Below are 17,748 nucleotides of genomic sequence, written 5' to 3' on the forward strand. Positions count from 1 at the left end.
ACGGGATTCGTATGTTCATTTTGCATGATAACACAGCCAATAGTTTTTTTGGTGTATTTTGCGGATTCCTCTCTGAAATTTTCAGGAGGTTATTTTTTATGTCTATAATCGAAATTAATCAATTAAAAATAGAAGTAGCAGATCGAGAGCTAGTCAATATTCCACATCTGCTTGTAAATCGTAAAGCAAGAATAGGTATTATCGGTCATAACGGACTTGGTAAAACCACTCTTATGGAAGTAATCGCAGGTGTTAAAGAACCAGTTGCTGGAGAAGTAACTGTTCAAGGAAGACTCGCCTATATTAAACAATTACCAACCGAAAAAAGCACAAAAAGCGGCGGTGAAAAAACAAGAAAAGCCATTCAACAGGCAATGCGTCAAAATCCTAGTGTTCTACTGGCAGACGAACCAACCAGTAACTTGGATGTGGAAAGCGTAAAACATTTAGAACGACAATGGGAAGTCTTTCATGGAGCATTAATTATCATCTCCCATGACCGCGCCTTTTTAGATAGCCTTTGTACTGAAATATGGGAAATTAAAAATCAAAAAATCCAGGTATATAAAGGCAATTATCATGCTTATTTAGAGCAAAGGAAACAACAAGAAAATCAAGCAGAAATGGCATACAAAGAATTTAAAAATAAAAAGAAACAACTAGAAGCCTCGCAAACCTATCATGAAGTTGAAGCTGGGCGAATTGTAAAACCCGGAAAACGACTGAATGCAAAAGAAGCAAGTGCCTTTAAAGCAGGAAAAGGAACACAACAGAAAAAACAACATAGCACCATAAAAGCGCTCGATAAACGAATTGAACGTCTTGGAAATGTTGAAAAACCACATAAAACCAAACCAATAAAAATCGCAACTCCAGAAAGTCGTATTATCAAAAAAGGAAATACCGTTTTAAGTGCCGCAGAAGCCACATATGAAATAGCTGGAAAGCAACTATTTACAACAACTGCTTTTTCTATAAAGGCAGGCGATAAAGTAGCGCTAATTGGTGACAATGCAAGTGGTAAAACAACTTTTCTAAGAGAAATTATTCAAGAAAATCCTAAACTAGTAAGTAATAATCAAGCAAAGATTGCCTATTTTGACCAAGAATTAAAAGGCTTAGATTTAACAAAATCACTTTTAGAAAATATTACTGAAATGAGCGTTCAAAACAAACAAATTACAAAAGAAGTGCTTGGGAGTATGCACTTTAAAGAAGCGGATTGGCAAAAAGAAGTAAGGCTATTATCGGGTGGGGAACGAGTGAAGCTGCTTCTTAGTATGCTGCTTGTAAGTGATGCTAATTTTCTCATTCTTGACGAACCAACAAATTATTTGGACATTTTTGCGATGGAAGCATTGGAGATATTTATTCAAAATTTCACTGGGACAGTTCTTTTTGTTTCACATGATAGGACATTTATAGAGCATGTAGCAGAACAGCTTCTAGTGATTGAAGCTGGCAAGATGAACTTTTACCGAATGAGTTTTGCAGAATACGAAGCTAGTAAAGCACCTAGCGATGTCACAGAAGAGGACAAGCTTATTCTTGAAATGCGAATGTCAGAAATCGCCGGGAAGCTAATGCAGCCTAATTTAAAAGCCGAAGAGAAAACCCTACTAGAAAAAGATTATCAAGAAGTTATCGCCAAAAGAAAGCTATTCAATTGAATGGCTTTTTTTGGCATTTAATAAATAGTTATAATGAATCATTTGGTAAATGGAACGAAAACCGAGTAATAATTAGTTAATGGGAACTTTCCTTTATGCTTGATTTCTTTAAAAGATAGGCTTAGAATCAAATAGTTATTAAAAGAGCAAAGAAAGAAGGAATCCCATGTTTAGTCATCTTCCGGATTCATTCCTACAAATGAACACGATTTTTATCTCAATTTTAATTGAAGCATTACCATTTGTGCTTATTGGAGTGTTTATTGCCGGATTTATTCAAATGTTTATTTCAGAAAAGTTTATTGCACGTGTTATCCCTAAAAATAAATTTCTAGCAGTTATTGTTGGTTCATTAATTGGTGTTCTTTTTCCGTCTTGTGAATGTGGGATTGTCCCGATTGTACGTAATTTATTAGCAAAAGGAGTGCCGCTTCATGCGGGAATTGCTTTTATGCTCACAGCACCAATTATTAACCCTGTTGTGTTATTTTCAACCTATGTTGCATTTGGCAGTAGCTGGGAAGTTCCAATATTACGCGTTGTCGGCAGCCTTGTTGTTGCTTTAGTAGTTGGAAATATTATTGCTTATTTTTATAAAGGAACTGGACTAAAAGAGCGCTTTTTAAAATATGAAACAGCCAGTGAGAAGGTTGCAGTATCTTCCGGAAATATAGCTACTGCTGGAGCACCAACTGAAATCACTACAACACATTTTCAAGCTTTAGAAGCAGATACTAGCCATATGCATCACCACCATCATCACGGCGAAGAACATGTTCATGAAGAAATGTCAGTTAGCCAAAAAGTGTGGCATACAGTACAACATGCAGTAGATGAATTCTTCTCAGTTGGAAAATATTTAGTATTTGGTGCACTGTTAGCGGCCGCAATGCAAACGTATATAAAAACATCTACACTAGTATCCATTGGTCATGGTCCGATACTTTCTATTCTATTAATGATGGTACTCGCATTTGTACTCTCGCTATGTTCAGAGGCAGATGCATTTATCGCTGCATCATTTCGCAGTGTTTTCTCAACTCAATCTATCGTTGCCTTTTTAGTATTTGGACCAATGCTTGATATTAAAAATTTAATGATGATGTTAGGTGCTTTTAAAACGAAATTTGTCTTATTAATTGTTTCTAGTGTTACGATTGTTGTCTTTTTATATGCTTTGGTTATTTAAACGAAAGAAGGTGAGTAGATGTTTCGCGTTTTTATATTATTTGGCTTTGGATTTTATTTAATGCAGCTACATATTTCGGGTGATATTAGTAAATATATCAATATGAAGTATTCTTACTTATCGTTTTCTGCGATGATTGCTGCTTTTTTACTTGCACTCGTTCAATTGATTATGGTGTTTCGAGATGAAGATATTGGCACAAAAACAGAACATTTAGGGCATACCCATGAAGGTGAAAATACGATTTGGAAAAAAATACTTGTTTATGGGCTACTTTCCTACGCTTTAATTGCTGGATTTATGTTTCCAGTTGCGACGCTTGATTCAACGATTGTTTCCGCAAAAGGCTTTCATTTTCCAAAAAATAATGAGGCGGGGGATGATCCCTATGCTCAAAATCAATTTTTACGTCCCGATACAAGTGGTTACTTTGGTCAAACCGATTATGAAAAAATGATGGAAAAAGAAAAAGCGAGTATTATCAATCAAAATCCTATAAAAGTAACAGACAGTAATTATTTAATGACAATGGAAATTTTATACAATTATCCTGGAGAATTTGCAGGTAAAGAAATTGAATTTACTGGCTTTGTATATAATGATGATGTAACGAAAGACAATAAACTATTTTTATTCCGTTTTGGGATTATTCACTGTGTAGCAGATTCAGGTGTGTTTGGAATGCTAGTTCAAATGCCAGAAAAAACTAGCTACCCAAACGATACTTGGCTTTCTGTTAAAGGGACGATTACGCAGGAGTACTATGCACCTTTCAAAATGACTATCCCATCAGTGGATGTGTCATCTTTCAAAGAAATCGGTAAACCAAAATCCGTTTATGTCTACCGTAAATATTAAAATCGCTACTTGCGGATTTAATCAGCTTGCGTTATTCTTATATAAGGCTGTTTACGTATTCACGAATGAATAAAAGGATGGACATGCAAATGAATGATTATAAGCACTACTTTCATTTCCAAAGAGAAGAATGGCGCAAGCTGGAAGTGAGTAAAGACCAAATTTTAACTGCGGAGGAATTGGAAGAAATTCGTGGTTTAAACGATCGAATTTCATTACAAGATATCTCTGAAATTTATTTACCGCTCATTAAATTGATTGCAATTCAATATCATGAAGCCATTTTTATTCACGGCGAAAAAATGGAATACTTAAAGAAAAAAGAATCGCGCGCACCTTTTATCATTGCACTAGCAGGAAGTGTTGCTGTTGGTAAAAGTACAACAGCACGTGTTTTTAAATTAATGCTAGATCGCTGGTTTTCTAAAACAAGACAAGTAGAATTAGTCACAACAGATGGTTTTTTATATCCTAATAAAGTTTTAGAACAACAAGGAATTATGAATAAAAAAGGATTTCCAGAAAGTTATGATCGTGAGCGTTTTTCTTGTTTTTTAACCGATTTAAAAGCCAATAAAGAGGACGTTGAGGTACCACTTTATTCGCATTTTACCTATGATGTGTTAGAAGAGACAAGAACATTACATAATCCAGATATTGTGATTATCGAAGGGATTAATGTTTTACAAGCGGATCAACATGAAAGTCTATTTCCAAGTGATTTTTTTGATTTCTCGGTTTATATGGATGCAGATGAAGAAGACATTAAGAAATGGTATTTAGAGCGTTTCTTTATGCTTCGTGAAACGGCTTTTCAAGATGAAAGTTCTTATTTCCATCCCTATACAAAAATTGACCAAAAAGAAGCGGAAAATTTTGCGCTAGATGTTTGGGATACCATCAATGGAGTCAACCTAAAAGAAAATATCGAAAAAACAAAGTATCGTGCGGATTTAGTCCTTCACAAGGGCGCAGATCACCTTATTTCCGATATATATTTACGAAAATAACCGAATGTAGTATTAGAGGAAAACTTCTAACTACATTCGGTTTTTCCTTTACTTTTTCAAAAAAGTACGTATAATACAAAGTGAGTAATCACTCATTTTGAAGGAGGGGAAATAATGACAGAAATAGCAATTAAAGTGACCAACCTAGATGTTCAAATTGGTAAAAAGCAAATTCTATCTAATATGTCACTTGAAATCAAAAAAGGTGAAATTTTTGGCTTAATTGGTCCATCCGGTGCTGGAAAGACAACGCTAGTAAAAACAATTATTGGTATGGAAAAAGCTACAACAGGACAAACAGAAGTATTAAATAAGGTGATGCCAAGTCTACCTGTCATTAGTAAAATTGGTTATATGGCACAATCAGATGCGCTATATACAGATTTAACAGCTAAAGAAAATCTCGATTTTTTCGCTTCACTTTATTCAATTAAAGGAAATACAAAGAAAGAGAGAATGAATTACGCTGCTAATTTAGTTAATTTGCAAGCAGATTTAACGAAAAAAGTGAGCAACTATTCAGGTGGAATGAAACGTCGACTATCACTTGCTATTTCTGTGCTTGCTGACCCTGATGTACTTATATTAGATGAGCCGACTGTCGGAATTGATCCAGAATTACGCAAAAGTATTTGGGATGAACTTGGAGATCTTAAGGCAAATGGGAAATGTATCCTTGTAACGACACACGTGATGGATGAGGCCGAAAAGTGTGATCGCCTTGCAATGATAAGAAATGGAAAAATAATCGCTATTGGGACGCCTCAGGAGCTTTCAAGCAAAACCAAATCTGGTAAATTAGAAGATGCCTTTTTAGAATTTGGAGGGGAGAACTAATGCGTATTTTAGCTATTGTTAAACGGATTATTAACCAATTTCGACGGGATAAACGTACACTCGCTTTAATGTTTATTGCACCGCTCTTGCTAATCACATTGTTAACCTATTTATTTGAAGGCGATACGGTAAAACCAGTTGTAGGTGTAAGCGGTATTTCTGACTCAATGGTAAAAGAACTTAAAGCAAATGATTTAACCATTAAAAACTATCCAGAAAATACTTCTGCTAGTGATAAAATAAAAGATGCTGATTTAGACGCATTTTTTGAGCAAAACGGTGAGAAAATAAAAGTAACATATGAAAATAGCGAGCCTGCCATTAGTAAAGAAATTGGCTTGAAATTACAAAAAACTTTAATGCAAGAGCAGCAACAACAAGTGAAAAGTCAGGCGAAAACAACCGGAGAAGCGTTGGCAAAAGCTGGCATAGATCCAAGTACAATTCCTTCTCTTTCAAGTGGACCTGAAAAATTAACCATTTCGACCGATTATGTATACGGAGATAAAGACACTAGTTTTTTTGATACTATAAGCCCTATTTTCATAGGATTTTTCGTCTTTTTCTTTGTATTTCTAATTGCCGGTATATCTTTCCTGAGGGAGAGAACAACTGGGACATTGGAAAGATTAATGGCAACACCAATCAAAAGAATAGAATTAGAACTCGGCTACTTGATTGGATTTGGGATTTTTGCTTTACTGCAATCTATTCTTGTTGCGGTATTTTCTATCCAAGTACTCGGCATGATGCAAAACGGTTCTTTATTCCATGTTTTATTAATTACACTTACACTTGGTCTGGTTTCGCTTGCACTAGGGATTCTGCTTTCGACATTTGCGAATAATGAGTTTCAAATCGTCCAATTTATACCGATTGTAATAGTACCTCAAATATTGTTCTGTGGGATTTTCCCGTTAGATGGAATGGCTGATTGGTTAGTATGGATTGCTCACATTATGCCACTTTATTACGGAGCAGATGCATTAACAACTATCATGGTAAAAGGAGAAGGTTTTTCTTCCTTTGCGACAGATTTTTATATTTTACTTGGTTTTGTTCTTGTGTTTGTTGTATTAAATATTTTTGCGTTAAAAAAATACCGGAAAGTTTAATTAGAAAGGAAGCGATAGAAAGTGGATGCAGAAGGAGACATCTTGCGCCAAATGCTTGATTTAACTGAAAAAGAAACAAAAATGAGCGAGAAACAACGTCGTATAGTCGCGGCTTCAATTGAACTTTTTGCAGAAAAAGGCTATGCTGGAACATCGACGAACGAAATTGCTAAAAAAGCAGGCGTGGCTGAAGGAACGATTTTTAGGCATTATAAGACAAAAAAAGACTTACTTATGGCTATTACAATGCCGACTTTAATTGGAGGCGTTATTCCTTTTTTAGCACAAAGCTTTGTTAAAGAAGTTTTTGAAAGCGAATATCCAGATTTTCAGTCGTTCATTCGAGAAATTATTGTGAATCGCTTTGAATTTGCCAAAGAAAATGGAAAAGTTATTAAAATTTACTTTATGGAATTGTTTTATCATGATGAGCTTAGAGTCCAATTTTCCGAAATATTTATGACTCATGTGAAAGGACAGTTTGATCAAATGATTGATTATTACAAAGAACGCGGCGAAATAGTTGATATGCCAAATAGTACAATTATGCGAGCCTTAATAACGAATATCGTTGGTTTTATGTTGACGAGATTTGTTGTTATGCCAGAAGCTAATTGGGATGATCCAAAAGAAATAGATGATACTGTTACGTATATTATGCATGGCTTGGGAAAGTAAAATATAAGCACAAATATAAAAAATGAATTCTTTTTAGGAAAGGGGGTTAATTAGTGAAACAATCCATCGTTCATATCGCTTTAGTTGTTAAAGATTATGATGAAGCTATTGCATTTTATACACAAAAGTTAAATTTTGAATTAGTGGAGGATACCTATCAACCAGAACAAGATAAAAGATGGGTCGTGGTATCGCCACCTAATTCCACAGGGACAACAATGTTACTTGCGAGAGCTTCTAAACCAATACAAACTGATTTTATCGGTAATCAAGCAGGTGGTAGGGTCTTTTTGTTTTTAGGAACAGATGATTTTTACCGGGATTATAACGAAATGATAGAAAAAGGGATAGAGTTTGTAAGAGAGCCGAAAACGACAGAATACGGAGAAGTTGCAGTATTTAAGGATTTATATGGCAATTTATGGGATTTAGTTCAGTTTTCAGAAGGGCACTTGATGAATAAACGAATATAAAAAGTAACCCGATAAAATAAGCGAGTCCCGAATAATCAGGGCTCGCTTATTTTTATTTATTTTCTTCTGAATCAGTTGTTTTTTTCTTATTGTAATTGTATTTACTTGGATCTACTTTTTTGAATCCTTCAGGAGCATAGAAACGTAATAAATCGCCTTGTAAGACCGAATCAGAAAGTTCTAGCTCTTTTGATACTTTTTCTTTCGTGTCTTTCATTTCTTGCGTCTCTGTTGCAATAGGTTCACCTGTTTGTTGATTATACATGTTACCACCAATCATGGAATAATTCGGAGTAATATAATCACCATTTCGGAAAGGAACTAATTGTTTATGATCTTCAGAAAGTAAGTCTGTACCAAATTGCAAGTATTCTTTATTATCAATTCCAAGTAAATGGAGTAGCGTTGGTAGCAGATCCACTTGGCCACCATATTGTTCTTGAACGCCACCTTTAACACCAGGAACATGAATCATTAAAGGAACACGTTGAGCTTGAGCATTTTCAAAAGAGTTATAGTCTTTACCAAGAATTTTTGTCATTGCTTTTTCATGGTTATCAGAAATACCATAGTGATCACCATACATAATAATCACGGAATTATCATAAAGTCCGGATTTTTTCAAGTAATCAACAAAGCTTTTCACGGATTCATCTAGATAATGCGCTGTTTGGAAGTAAGTATCAACAGATGAATCACCAGTTGTCGCTGGAGCAATCGTCGCATCCTTCTCATCAATTGGATAAGGGAAGTGATTGGTTAGTGTAATAAATTTGGTATAGAATGGTTGCGGTAGGGAAGACAGGTATTCTTCCGACTCTTGGAAGAACGGCTTATCTTTTAATCCATAGTTAGAAACATCCGCCTCATTCATATCATAATAACTAGCATCAAAGAAATGGTCATAACCAAATTGTTTATAAATTTCGTCACGATTCCAGAAGCTCTTATAGTTACCGTGGAAAACGGCACTAGTGTAACCTTGTTGACCTAAAATAGCTGATGCTGATTCATATGTGTTTTGACCTTTTGTAGTAAAGGCAGAACCTTGAGCTAACCCATAAAGAGAATTCTCAAGCAACATTTCAGAATCGGCCGTCTTACCTTGTCCAGTTTGGTGGAAGAAGTTCGTAAAGCTTAGTGTATTTTGATCTTTAAAGAAAGAGTTAATAAACGGTGTGACTTCTTCGCCATTTAATTTATAATTCACTAAGAATTGTTGGAAACTTTCTAAATGAATATAAATAACGTTTTTGCCTTTTGCCTTACCATAATATTCTGGGTTTGGTGCGGCATATTTTGATTTTGTGTAATTTAGTACTTCAGTTACATCGCTACTGTCAGCAAGTGCTCGCTGCGTGGATGATTCTGTACTTTTCACTGCATCATAAATTTGGTAGTTAGTCATACCAAGATATTTTACAATATAGTTTCTATCGAATGTTCTAGTTAATAATTGTGGACGATCAATTTCAGCTAATCCTAAGTTTGCGAAGAACATTGCAATACCAAGAGTTAGTACACCAACCACTTTTCTTGCGCGAATACGAGCGGATTTATCAGGTTTTACAAAGCGGAAAGCAAGTAGCGCAATTAATAGCACAATATCTACAAAGTAAATTATATCGTGCCAGCTAAGTAAAGCAGTGATACTACTACCCATATCACCCATGTTTTGCATTTGTTTTGGATTAAGATTCGGAAGTGTAATAAAATCACTAAAGAATCTGTAGTAAACTATGTTCGCGTAAAGAATAAAAGTCATTAGGAAATCAATAACGATAATCCAAATAAACGAACGACGTCCCTTAGCAAAAAGTGCAAGGCCAAGGAAAAATATAGCCCCACTTAAAGGATTTATAAACAGCAAAATTTGCTGCATAAGATTTTCAATACCTAATTTAAATTCCATTTGATATGCAATATACGTTTTTAGCCAATACAGAATGACGGCTAGAACAAAAAATCCATAATTCTTGCTTAAAAACGTTTGGATTTTTATTTTCCAATCCTTCATGAAACACCTCTCCTACACACTATTTACTTAATTTATTTGTTTTTTGAGAATGAAAAAAGAAGCTGTATATATTAAAAAATAATTCTTACCATACAGCACCCACTTTAACATAATTCTAACACAAGATTAATAAAAGGCAAGTTATAACATATCCGACTCAAGTATGAATTTAGCTGAAATAGGCTGATTTTACTAGGTGTAAAAAGCCATTTTATAATGGATTTCTGTTAAAATAAGAAGAAAACATAGAGGTGAAAAATGAAACCGATTATTTCTAAAGATTTCTTTAAGAATAAAACAACGATCGAATTAGCACGAGATGTTCTTGGTTTGCGTTTAGTTCATCTAACATGCGATGGGATACTTTCGGGCTATATTGTCGAAACAGAAGCATATTTAGGAGCGACCGATATGGCAGCACACAGTTTTCAAAACCTTAAAACGAAGCGAACTGCTATTATGTTTCAATCTGCTGGTGCGATTTATATGTATCAAATGCACCGGCAAGTATTGCTTAATTTTATTACGATGAACGAAGGCATTCCAGAAGCTATTTTAATTCGAGCAATCGAACCAGATGAATTAGCCATACAGCGAATGGAGCAAAATAGACACGGAAAAACAGGTATAGAATTAACTAATGGTCCTGGGAAAATGACACAAGCGTTAGGATTAAGTATGCAAGATTATGGGAAAACACTTTTTAATAGCAATATTTGGTTGGAAGAAGCGAAAACACCACATTCAATAGAAGCAACTAATCGAATTGGTATACCAAATAAAGGTATTGCAACATATTACCCGCTGCGATTTACTGTGAATGGCAGCCCATATATTTCCGCTCAAAGAAAAAAATCTGTATCTGCTAAAATTTGGCAATAAATTTACAAATTTGTCACAGATGCGTTATATTTTTTGAATTATTATTAATATTCTTTGCGTCAAGAGGATGGCTACTATATAATAAAATAGTTACAAGGAGGAATTATATGTTAAAGAAAACAATTGCTATAATTATTTTAGTTATCGGTTTACTATTGATTTTTTCCCCATTCATTAAAAATGGTATTGTGAAATATTTAAGTGGACACGAAACAATCGAACAATATCAACCAGAAGACATTAAGAAAAATAATGATAAGGAAGCTACATTCGATTTTGAAAGTGTGCAACTTCCATCGATGACATCTGTTGTCAAAGGTGCAACGAATTATGATAAAGATGCCGTTGTTGGATCTATCGCTGTTCCTTCTGTTGATGTAAATTTACTTGTTTTTAAAGGTACAAATACAGCTAATTTACTTGCAGGAGCGACTACAATGCGCCCTGATCAAGTTATGGGGAAAGGTAATTATCCGCTTGCTGGACACCATATGCGAGATGAATCGATGCTTTTTGGTCCGGTGATGAAAATTAAAGAGGGCGACAAAATCTATTTGACTGATTTAGAAAATTTATATGAATATGAAGTAACGGAAACAAAAACAATTGATGAGACAGAGGTTAGCGTTATTGATGAAACAAAAGATGCCAGAATCACATTGATAACTTGTGATAAACCTACAGAAACTACAAAACGATTTGTAGCAGTTGGCGAATTGCAAAAAACTGAAAAACTAACAAAAGAGCTTGAAAGTAAATATTTTCCGAATAAATAAATGAACCTCCTAACCGAAATCATGTTTCTGTTAGGGGGTTTTTGTTTACAGATAAAATGAAGATAAGATTACTTTCTTAAAGATTTTTTTAGTTATTTTTTGTCCTTACTTGCTTTTATTAATGCATCATAAGATTTGCGAATTCATCATAATTTTTTATCGTATTAAGTGATTTCATTAGTTGTCTGCGCATATATTCATTGCCGACATTTTGAATTTGTTCTTTTGCTTGATTTAACATATATTAGCTCCTTCTTTAAGATACCCATAGTGTAGCATTAAAATGAAGAAGTTTTAGAAAATGGATAAAAGATTATAATTAGGAGGGATTTAGCCTGTTTTTAGCATTTGTATCCTTTGTTCGTGGCTTTTTTTCTGGATGATTTCTCCTTTCATTCTAAATGTTGTATCATATGAATAGAGGTTTATTTTGAGAAAGGAAGTGCCAGTGATGAAACTAACGGTTTTTGGCCATTGGGGTGGATATCCAGTAGCAAATGAAGGGACATCCAGCTACTTGCTAGAGGAAAATGGATTTAAATTATTAATTGATGTGGGGGCAAGTGCTGTTTCTATTATGCAAAACTATATTGACCCAGATGATATTGATGCGGCGATAATTTCTCACTATCATCCAGATCATGTAGCAGATGTTGGGATTTTACAGCATATTCGATTATTATCACAAAAAAAAGAAAAACCACCAATTCTTCCTATTTATGGGCATAGAGAGGATGAACGCGGTTATTCTTATTTAGAGATGTCAAATGTTACTAAAGCGATAGAGTATAAAGAAGATGACGAGCTAGAAATTGGACCTTTTAAAGTAACTTTCTTAAAAACTATTCATCCAGTTGTTTGCTATGCAATGCGTATAGAAGCAGCAGGAAAAGTTTTTGTATACACCGCAGATAGTGCTTACCAAGATAGCTTTATTTCTTTTTCAAAAGATGCTGATTTACTTGTTGCAGATACAAATTTTTTCCAGGAACTGGCTGGAAAAACCAAAGTGCACATGGCAAGTATTGAAGTGGCGAAAATTGCCAAAGAAGCAAATGTAAAATCATTACTCCTTAGTCATTTACCAGAAGTTGGCGATTTGGAAGAGTTAAAAGCAGAAGCATCCGCGATTTATAACGGAGAAATAGCACTTGCTTCAAAAGGATTTACTAAAACTTTTTAATATAGAAGAAAAGGGGTAGGGGCATGTATTTTGTAGATAATAATAATGAAAAAGATCCACGTATTAATTTAGCAGTGGAGGAATTTATTTTAACGGAATTACAATTAGATGAGCCAGTGCTGTTATTTTATATTAACAAACCGTCCATTATCATTGGAAGAAACCAAAATACGGTAGAAGAAATTGACACGGAGTACGTTCAAAAAAATGATGTAATAGTTGTTCGTAGACTTTCAGGTGGTGGGGCAGTTTATCATGATGAAGGTAATTTGAATTTTAGTTTTATTACTAAGGATGATGGAGAGTCTTTCCATAATTTTGCCAAATTCACACAACCAATTGTTGAAGCGTTAAAACGTCTAGGAGTAAACGCTGAGTTAAAAGGTAGAAATGATTTACTAATTGATGGGTTTAAAGTCTCTGGTAATGCCCAGTTTGCTACAAAAGGAAAGATGTTCTCTCATGGGACGCTGATGTACAATCTAAATATTGATAATGTCGTTGCATCATTAAAACCACGAAAAGATAAGATTGAATCAAAAGGAATTAAGTCAGTTCGCAGTCGGGTAGCTAATATTTCTGATTTTATGGACCAAGATATGACTACAGAGGAATTTCGTGATTTATTGCTTCTTTATATTTTCGGTGTAGATAAAGTGGAAGATGTAAAAGAGTATAAACTAACAGAGGCTGATTGGGAGAAAATCCGAGAAATATCGGCTAAGCGTTACGGAAACTGGGATTGGAACTATGGGAAATCACCAAAATTTGATTTAGAGCGAACAAAGCGTTTTCCAGTTGGATCCATAGATATACGGTTAAATGTCCAAAAAGGAGTAATTACAGCTATTAAAATTTTTGGAGATTTCTTTGGTGTTAAAGATGTAGCAGAAATCGAACAAAAATTGCTACATGCCACATATAAGCGAGAAGCATTGGAAGAAGCGCTAGCAGATGTAGAAATAAAATCCTATTTTGGAAATGTAACAAAAGACGAATTTTTAGACTTACTATATTAAAAAAACGGAAAGTACGGTTTTATCACGTACTTTCCGTTTTTATGTTAGATTTTTTCCAGACATCCAGTGTTCCAGGCGTTTTCCAATAAACCAAAGAATGACCACTGAAACAATTAAAATAGCTAATTTAAGCGGTTGATGAATTAAATCCATAAAATCATAGCCGATATAACTAATCGCAAAAACTTTGACCATTTTTCCGCCAATAAGCGCAAGAACAAATTGATAAACTTTTATTTTAGAAAGCCCGGCCACAATATTAACCGCAGAAGAAGGTGTAAAAGGCATCACTAGCAAAATAAAAATAGGACTAAAACCATGCCGATCTATCCACTCCATCACGCGCTTGATTTGTTTATGCCCTGAAATAAAACGTAGAAAGCGTGTTTGGCCAAACTTTCGTGCAAGAAAAAAGACACATAAGCTACCGGCTATTGCTGCTGTAACTGAAATCACAAATCCACCAAGTAGACCATAAGCATTCACATTAACAACCACAAATAAAATAAACGGTAAAAAAGGTAAAAATGCTTCAATAAATGGTAAGAGAAAAGCTAAAAGTGGTCCTAAATTCCGATACTCACTTAGCCAGTACATTAAGTTATCATATGAAAAGAAATTCATCATATCCTGCCAAAAATTCATAAAGAAGCCTCCATATTCTCTAACAGCTTACTTTATTTTCTCATATTAATTTGATAAATAGTTAATAAAACAACTTGAAAATGATAAAAAACCTAGCATTAAGCCAGGAGTTTTATCAATCATTATTTAGAAAAACCATTTTCTTCTTCTATAATATAGAGTGGACGGTCCTTTACTTCATCATATATCCGACCAATATATTCACCAATTAAGCCAAGGATAAATAGAATGATACCACCAAATACAAGTTGTAAAATGATAATAGAAGTCCAACCGGTTAATGTTGTATTTGTAAAGAATTTTTGAAAAAGAACAATGAGTGAATATACAAATCCAATAAAAGCAGTAATGACACCTAGATAACTAGCCAGTTTTAAAGGACGATAAGAAAAAGATGTAATTCCATCAATGGAAAGTTTAATCATTTTTTGGAGAGGATACTTTGTTTCTCCGGCTGCGCGTTCATCACGTTCATAATGAATCGCTGTTTGTTTAAATCCAAGCCAACTTACCTGACCGCGAACGAAAGGATTTTTTTCATGTAGGCTGGCTAATTCTCGGCAAACTTGCGCATCCATCAGACGGAAATCACCAGTATCTACAGGAATATTTATATCTGTTAATTTACTTAAAATACGGTAAAAAAGAGAAGCTGATTGTTTTTTAAAGAAAGTTTCCCCATTCCGTTTGATACGCTGGGCATAAACCACTTGGTAACCTTCCTTCCATTTTTCTACCATTTGAATAATTAATTCTGGAGGGTCTTGTAGATCTGCATCAATAACAACCACCGCTTTACCACTTGCATAATTTGCTCCTGCCGTAATCGCGATTTGGTGACCAAAGTTTCTTGAAAAGTGAAGCGCCTTAACGCAATTATCCTTACTGCTTAATTTTTGTAAGATACTCCTTGTTAAATCCTTACTTCCATCATTTACAAAAATAATTTCGTATGTTCCGGCGAGAGACTGCATCACTTTAGTAAGTCTTTGATAAGTTTTTACTAATACTTCCTTTTCATTAAAAACAGGAACTATACAAGAAAAATCAATATCTTTATTCATACTACACACATCCTTATTTCAATTGATAAAGTGTCCCGCCTCCAGTGCCATTCGCACCGGGCATACCACTAACTGAATTCTCTGATGTGCTTTCGTTAGTTGAAGTAGAGCTACTCCATTCATCACTAGCGATTTTGGTACCATTTTCTTCTATCCATTTTACCACATCAGAGTCAGAAGATTTACTATTTGTTGGAAGATAAAAATATTTAATTTCTTCATGTTTAATCATTTTTTTCAGTTCTTTAACGGTAATAGTTGGGTCTGTACCATTAAAACCACCAAGAGCCATAACTGCTTTTTTCGTTTGGATAATATATGGTCCAGCTGTTGTAGCATCTGTTGTTCCAAATAAATAGGTTTCACCACTATTATTTTTTTCTAGATAACTAATCAATCCCTCATCTACAGAAGCATCCTTAAACCCGCCATGACTAGATTGTTTTAACTGAGGACCAGCTTCTGGTAAAGAACTATTTCCACCATAAATAATCGGCGTTAGTGACCAATAAAACGGTGCTATAAGTAAAATAGCTAATGCTAAGGCTGTGATTTTTGCAGCTAACTTTGTGTGCAGTTGGATACCGCTTAAAATTATGGCTACACTTAAAGCCGCAAGACAAGTAACAATAGCTAGCAGAGGTAAATAAGAAAAAATAAAAAATGCTTGCAATGCGCCAGTGAAGACGATTGATAGGGGAAGTAGAAATTTCTGCCAGTTTGTTTTATCGCGATATAGTTGGAATAAAGCAACTAATCCAGTTCCACTAAGTACTGCTATTGGTGGAGCTAACATAATCAAATAATAGTGATGGAAAAATCCTGCAATGCTGAAAAATCCTGCAACTGGAAGCAACCATGCCGCCCAGAAAATCATCTCTTTTTGTTTCAAGCTTAGTGGATAGAATCGCTTATTTTCATTTCGATAGGCTAAAAATATTGCTAGTATTCCAATAAGAGCAAGTGGTAAGAACCAACTTATCTGGTCTCCTAAGGCAGTTTGGAATAGGCGAAGTGGTCCAGCTGTTCCTGTTCCAAACATCCCCGTACTACCAGTCATTTTAGAACCAGTATTGCCACCAACGTTTCCACCCATTCCGTTACCGCCAGTCGGAGGAGTTCCGCCGCCCATACCATCATTTGGAGGAGCTTGTATAGATTCATTAGAGCTACCTATATTATTTTGAGATGGAGGCGCTTCTGGGCTATTATTGGTAGTTCCCATTCCAGTTTCTTGACCAAGAAGCCGTTCTACACCATTGTACCCAAAGGCCAGTTCTAATACCGAGTTTGTTTGACTGCTTCCAACATAAGGTCTTTCAGAAGTAGCAGTTTGGTCAACGATAACTGCCCACGAAATCGAAACACCTAACATCAAAACTAGCGCTACGAATAATTGAATAACTTTTTTCTTCCAACTTAACTTAACCGCAATAAAGTAAAATAACACAAAAGCGGGGACGACCATAAAGGCTTGAAGCATTTTAACATTAAAACCTACACCAATGAGCAAAAAGGCAAGCAAAAGCCAAAGAAATTTTGCTTGATAAACCGCTTTAAAAAGAAAATAAGTTGCTAGTAATAAAATGAAAACAAGAATAGCATCCATGTTATTTGTTCGCGTAACAGCAACAGCGATAGGAGTGAGTGCCATAATTAGCGCTGTAATCCGTGCAGCCCATTCACCAAATTTTGGCTTAACTAAAATATAAAGTAATATAACAGAACCAACACCAGCTAGTGCTTGAGGCAAGATTACACTCCAACCATGAACTCCAAAAATCAAAGCACTAATCGCCTGCAACCAAAGTGCAACAGGTGGCTTATCAACTGTGATAAAACCTGCTGGATCAAAAGCACCATAAAAAAAGTTATGGAAGTTTTGTACCATGCTAGTCACCGCTGCCGTATAGTAAGGATTTACAGTATCATCATTCCAAATACCATAAAAATTAAAAAAAATAGCAATAATGATAATCCCGACAAAATAAAAGTCTAAGTTTCTAATCCACTTTCTCATATTTTCCCCTTCTCTCCATAAGATAATACGTCTTATTTTAGAGGTGAAATATGAAAAAAACGTGAATAAATATAGAAATAAAATAGCTATTTAATTTAATTAAAGAAATTCTAGAAAAAGTCTTGTCAAAACTCCCATAGAATGGTATTATATAAAAGTTGTTAAAACACTAAGAACTACTTACTATGCGGGTGTAGTTTAGTGGTAAAACTACAGCCTTCCAAGCTGTTGTCGTGGGTTCGATTCCCATCACCCGCTTTATATTTTAAAAATCCTGTTATCAACGCAGTGTTTCGACCTTTTTAAGCGAAG

Annotated in this window: 17 protein-coding genes and 1 tRNA gene; 13 read left to right on the top strand and 5 right to left on the bottom strand. The window is 34.7% G+C overall.

All coding sequences use genetic code 11. The annotated features are described in order from the left end of the window. Nucleotides 1–98 precede the first annotated feature (98 nt). From abc-f to HCJ50_RS00920, 8 genes are all read left to right on the top strand, one after another. A complete protein-coding gene (gene abc-f / locus HCJ50_RS00885; protein ID WP_185346497.1) occupies nucleotides 99–1,670 on the top strand; it encodes a ribosomal protection-like ABC-F family protein in 1,572 nt (523 codons plus the stop codon). Between the two features lie 166 nt (nucleotides 1,671–1,836). Next, nucleotides 1,837–2,859 carry a permease gene (locus HCJ50_RS00890; protein ID WP_185346495.1) on the top strand — a complete coding sequence of 341 codons (1,023 nt, stop codon included), beginning with the start codon at nucleotides 1,837–1,839 and terminating at the stop codon, nucleotides 2,857–2,859. 18 nt (nucleotides 2,860–2,877) lie between these two features. Continuing rightward, nucleotides 2,878–3,717 carry a TIGR03943 family putative permease subunit gene (locus HCJ50_RS00895; protein WP_185346493.1) on the top strand — a complete coding sequence of 280 codons (840 nt, stop codon included), beginning with the start codon at nucleotides 2,878–2,880 and terminating at the stop codon, nucleotides 3,715–3,717. An 89-nt stretch (nucleotides 3,718–3,806) separates the two neighbouring features. Beyond that, complete coding sequence (coaA, locus tag HCJ50_RS00900; protein ID WP_185346491.1) at nucleotides 3,807–4,727, top strand: type I pantothenate kinase; 921 nt, start codon at nucleotides 3,807–3,809, stop codon at nucleotides 4,725–4,727. Between the two features lie 114 nt (nucleotides 4,728–4,841). Further along, the gene (locus tag HCJ50_RS00905) at nucleotides 4,842–5,564 is read left to right on the top strand and encodes an ABC transporter ATP-binding protein (protein ID WP_185346489.1); all 723 of its coding nucleotides are present in this window, start codon (nucleotides 4,842–4,844) and stop codon (nucleotides 5,562–5,564) included. Continuing rightward, the gene (locus HCJ50_RS00910) at nucleotides 5,564–6,679 is read left to right on the top strand and encodes an ABC transporter permease (protein WP_185346486.1); all 1,116 of its coding nucleotides are present in this window, start codon (nucleotides 5,564–5,566) and stop codon (nucleotides 6,677–6,679) included. The genes HCJ50_RS00905 and HCJ50_RS00910 overlap by 1 nt, the downstream gene beginning before the upstream one ends. 21 nt (nucleotides 6,680–6,700) lie before the next feature. Then, complete coding sequence (locus tag HCJ50_RS00915; RefSeq protein WP_185346484.1) at nucleotides 6,701–7,357, top strand: TetR/AcrR family transcriptional regulator; 657 nt, start codon at nucleotides 6,701–6,703, stop codon at nucleotides 7,355–7,357. A 53-nt stretch (nucleotides 7,358–7,410) separates the two neighbouring features. Further along, complete coding sequence (locus tag HCJ50_RS00920) at nucleotides 7,411–7,830, top strand: VOC family protein (protein ID WP_185346482.1); 420 nt, start codon at nucleotides 7,411–7,413, stop codon at nucleotides 7,828–7,830. A gap of 52 nt (nucleotides 7,831–7,882) precedes the next feature. On the opposite strand, the gene ltaS is transcribed toward HCJ50_RS00920, so the two are convergent. Further along, on the bottom strand, nucleotides 7,883–9,847 hold the full coding sequence (ltaS, locus tag HCJ50_RS00925) for a lipoteichoic acid synthase LtaS (RefSeq protein WP_185346480.1): 1,965 nt from the start codon (nucleotides 9,845–9,847) through the stop codon (nucleotides 7,883–7,885). 258 nt (nucleotides 9,848–10,105) lie between these two features. On the opposite strand from ltaS, the gene HCJ50_RS00930 reads away from it, so the two are divergent. Together HCJ50_RS00930 and HCJ50_RS00935 are read left to right on the top strand one after the other, a co-directional pair. Next, nucleotides 10,106–10,729: a DNA-3-methyladenine glycosylase gene (locus HCJ50_RS00930; protein WP_185346478.1), complete on the top strand. Its 624-nt coding sequence runs from the start codon at nucleotides 10,106–10,108 to the stop codon at nucleotides 10,727–10,729. A gap of 107 nt (nucleotides 10,730–10,836) precedes the next feature. Beyond that, the gene (locus HCJ50_RS00935; protein ID WP_185346476.1) at nucleotides 10,837–11,505 is read left to right on the top strand and encodes a class A sortase; all 669 of its coding nucleotides are present in this window, start codon (nucleotides 10,837–10,839) and stop codon (nucleotides 11,503–11,505) included. Between the two features lie 118 nt (nucleotides 11,506–11,623). Here HCJ50_RS00935 and HCJ50_RS15680 read toward each other — a convergent pair whose 3' ends face one another. Next, nucleotides 11,624–11,746, bottom strand: coding sequence for a hypothetical protein (locus HCJ50_RS15680; RefSeq protein WP_260443038.1), 123 nt, complete (start codon nucleotides 11,744–11,746; stop codon nucleotides 11,624–11,626). 210 nt (nucleotides 11,747–11,956) lie between these two features. Here HCJ50_RS15680 and HCJ50_RS00940 point away from each other — a divergent pair, with 210 nt between their 5' ends. Together HCJ50_RS00940 and lplA1 are read left to right on the top strand one after the other, a co-directional pair. Then, nucleotides 11,957–12,688: an MBL fold metallo-hydrolase gene (locus HCJ50_RS00940; protein WP_185346474.1), complete on the top strand. Its 732-nt coding sequence runs from the start codon at nucleotides 11,957–11,959 to the stop codon at nucleotides 12,686–12,688. A gap of 23 nt (nucleotides 12,689–12,711) precedes the next feature. Beyond that, entirely contained in the window at nucleotides 12,712–13,707 is a 996-nt protein-coding gene (gene lplA1 / locus HCJ50_RS00945; RefSeq protein WP_185346472.1) for a lipoate protein ligase LplA1, read from the top strand. Nucleotides 13,708–13,746: 39 nt separating this feature from the next. Here the strand turns inward: lplA1 and HCJ50_RS00950 are convergent, their stop codons facing one another. From HCJ50_RS00950 to HCJ50_RS00960, 3 genes are all read right to left on the bottom strand, one after another. Next, complete coding sequence (locus tag HCJ50_RS00950; RefSeq protein WP_185346470.1) at nucleotides 13,747–14,352, bottom strand: TVP38/TMEM64 family protein; 606 nt, start codon at nucleotides 14,350–14,352, stop codon at nucleotides 13,747–13,749. A 122-nt stretch (nucleotides 14,353–14,474) separates the two neighbouring features. Next, nucleotides 14,475–15,416: a glycosyltransferase family 2 protein gene (locus tag HCJ50_RS00955; protein ID WP_185346468.1), complete on the bottom strand. Its 942-nt coding sequence runs from the start codon at nucleotides 15,414–15,416 to the stop codon at nucleotides 14,475–14,477. Between the two features lie 13 nt (nucleotides 15,417–15,429). Next, nucleotides 15,430–17,436 (bottom strand): glycosyltransferase family 39 protein, encoded by a 2,007-nt coding sequence (locus tag HCJ50_RS00960; RefSeq protein WP_185346466.1) that lies wholly within the window; start codon nucleotides 17,434–17,436, stop codon nucleotides 15,430–15,432. 187 nt (nucleotides 17,437–17,623) lie between these two features. On the opposite strand from HCJ50_RS00960, the gene HCJ50_RS00965 reads away from it, so the two are divergent. Beyond that, nucleotides 17,624–17,694, top strand: a tRNA-Gly gene (locus HCJ50_RS00965). The last annotated feature ends 54 nt before the right edge of the window (nucleotides 17,695–17,748 follow it).

The organism is Listeria immobilis (genome assembly GCF_014322765.1).
GTDB classification, from domain to species: domain Bacteria; phylum Bacillota; class Bacilli; order Lactobacillales; family Listeriaceae; genus Listeria; species Listeria immobilis.

Bases quoted from the DNA above. Each gene is read 5' to 3' on its own strand.
- abc-f (WP_185346497.1), top strand. From the start codon at position 99: ATGTCTATAATCGAAATTAATCAATTAAAAATAGAAGTAGCAGATCGA.
- HCJ50_RS00890 (WP_185346495.1), top strand. From the start codon at position 1,837: ATGTTTAGTCATCTTCCGGATTCATTCCTACAAATGAACACGATTTTT.
- HCJ50_RS00895 (WP_185346493.1), top strand. From the start codon at position 2,878: ATGTTTCGCGTTTTTATATTATTTGGCTTTGGATTTTATTTAATGCAG.
- coaA (WP_185346491.1), top strand. From the start codon at position 3,807: ATGAATGATTATAAGCACTACTTTCATTTCCAAAGAGAAGAATGGCGC.
- HCJ50_RS00905 (WP_185346489.1), top strand. From the start codon at position 4,842: ATGACAGAAATAGCAATTAAAGTGACCAACCTAGATGTTCAAATTGGT.
- HCJ50_RS00910 (WP_185346486.1), top strand. From the start codon at position 5,564: ATGCGTATTTTAGCTATTGTTAAACGGATTATTAACCAATTTCGACGG.
- ltaS (WP_185346480.1), bottom strand. From the start codon at position 9,847: ATGAAGGATTGGAAAATAAAAATCCAAACGTTTTTAAGCAAGAATTAT.
- HCJ50_RS00930 (WP_185346478.1), top strand. From the start codon at position 10,106: ATGAAACCGATTATTTCTAAAGATTTCTTTAAGAATAAAACAACGATC.
- HCJ50_RS00935 (WP_185346476.1), top strand. From the start codon at position 10,837: ATGTTAAAGAAAACAATTGCTATAATTATTTTAGTTATCGGTTTACTA.
- HCJ50_RS15680 (WP_260443038.1), bottom strand. From the start codon at position 11,746: ATGTTAAATCAAGCAAAAGAACAAATTCAAAATGTCGGCAATGAATAT.
- HCJ50_RS00940 (WP_185346474.1), top strand. From the start codon at position 11,957: ATGAAACTAACGGTTTTTGGCCATTGGGGTGGATATCCAGTAGCAAAT.
- lplA1 (WP_185346472.1), top strand. From the start codon at position 12,712: ATGTATTTTGTAGATAATAATAATGAAAAAGATCCACGTATTAATTTA.
- HCJ50_RS00950 (WP_185346470.1), bottom strand. From the start codon at position 14,352: ATGAATTTTTGGCAGGATATGATGAATTTCTTTTCATATGATAACTTA.
- HCJ50_RS00955 (WP_185346468.1), bottom strand. From the start codon at position 15,416: ATGAATAAAGATATTGATTTTTCTTGTATAGTTCCTGTTTTTAATGAA.
- HCJ50_RS00960 (WP_185346466.1), bottom strand. From the start codon at position 17,436: ATGAGAAAGTGGATTAGAAACTTAGACTTTTATTTTGTCGGGATTATC.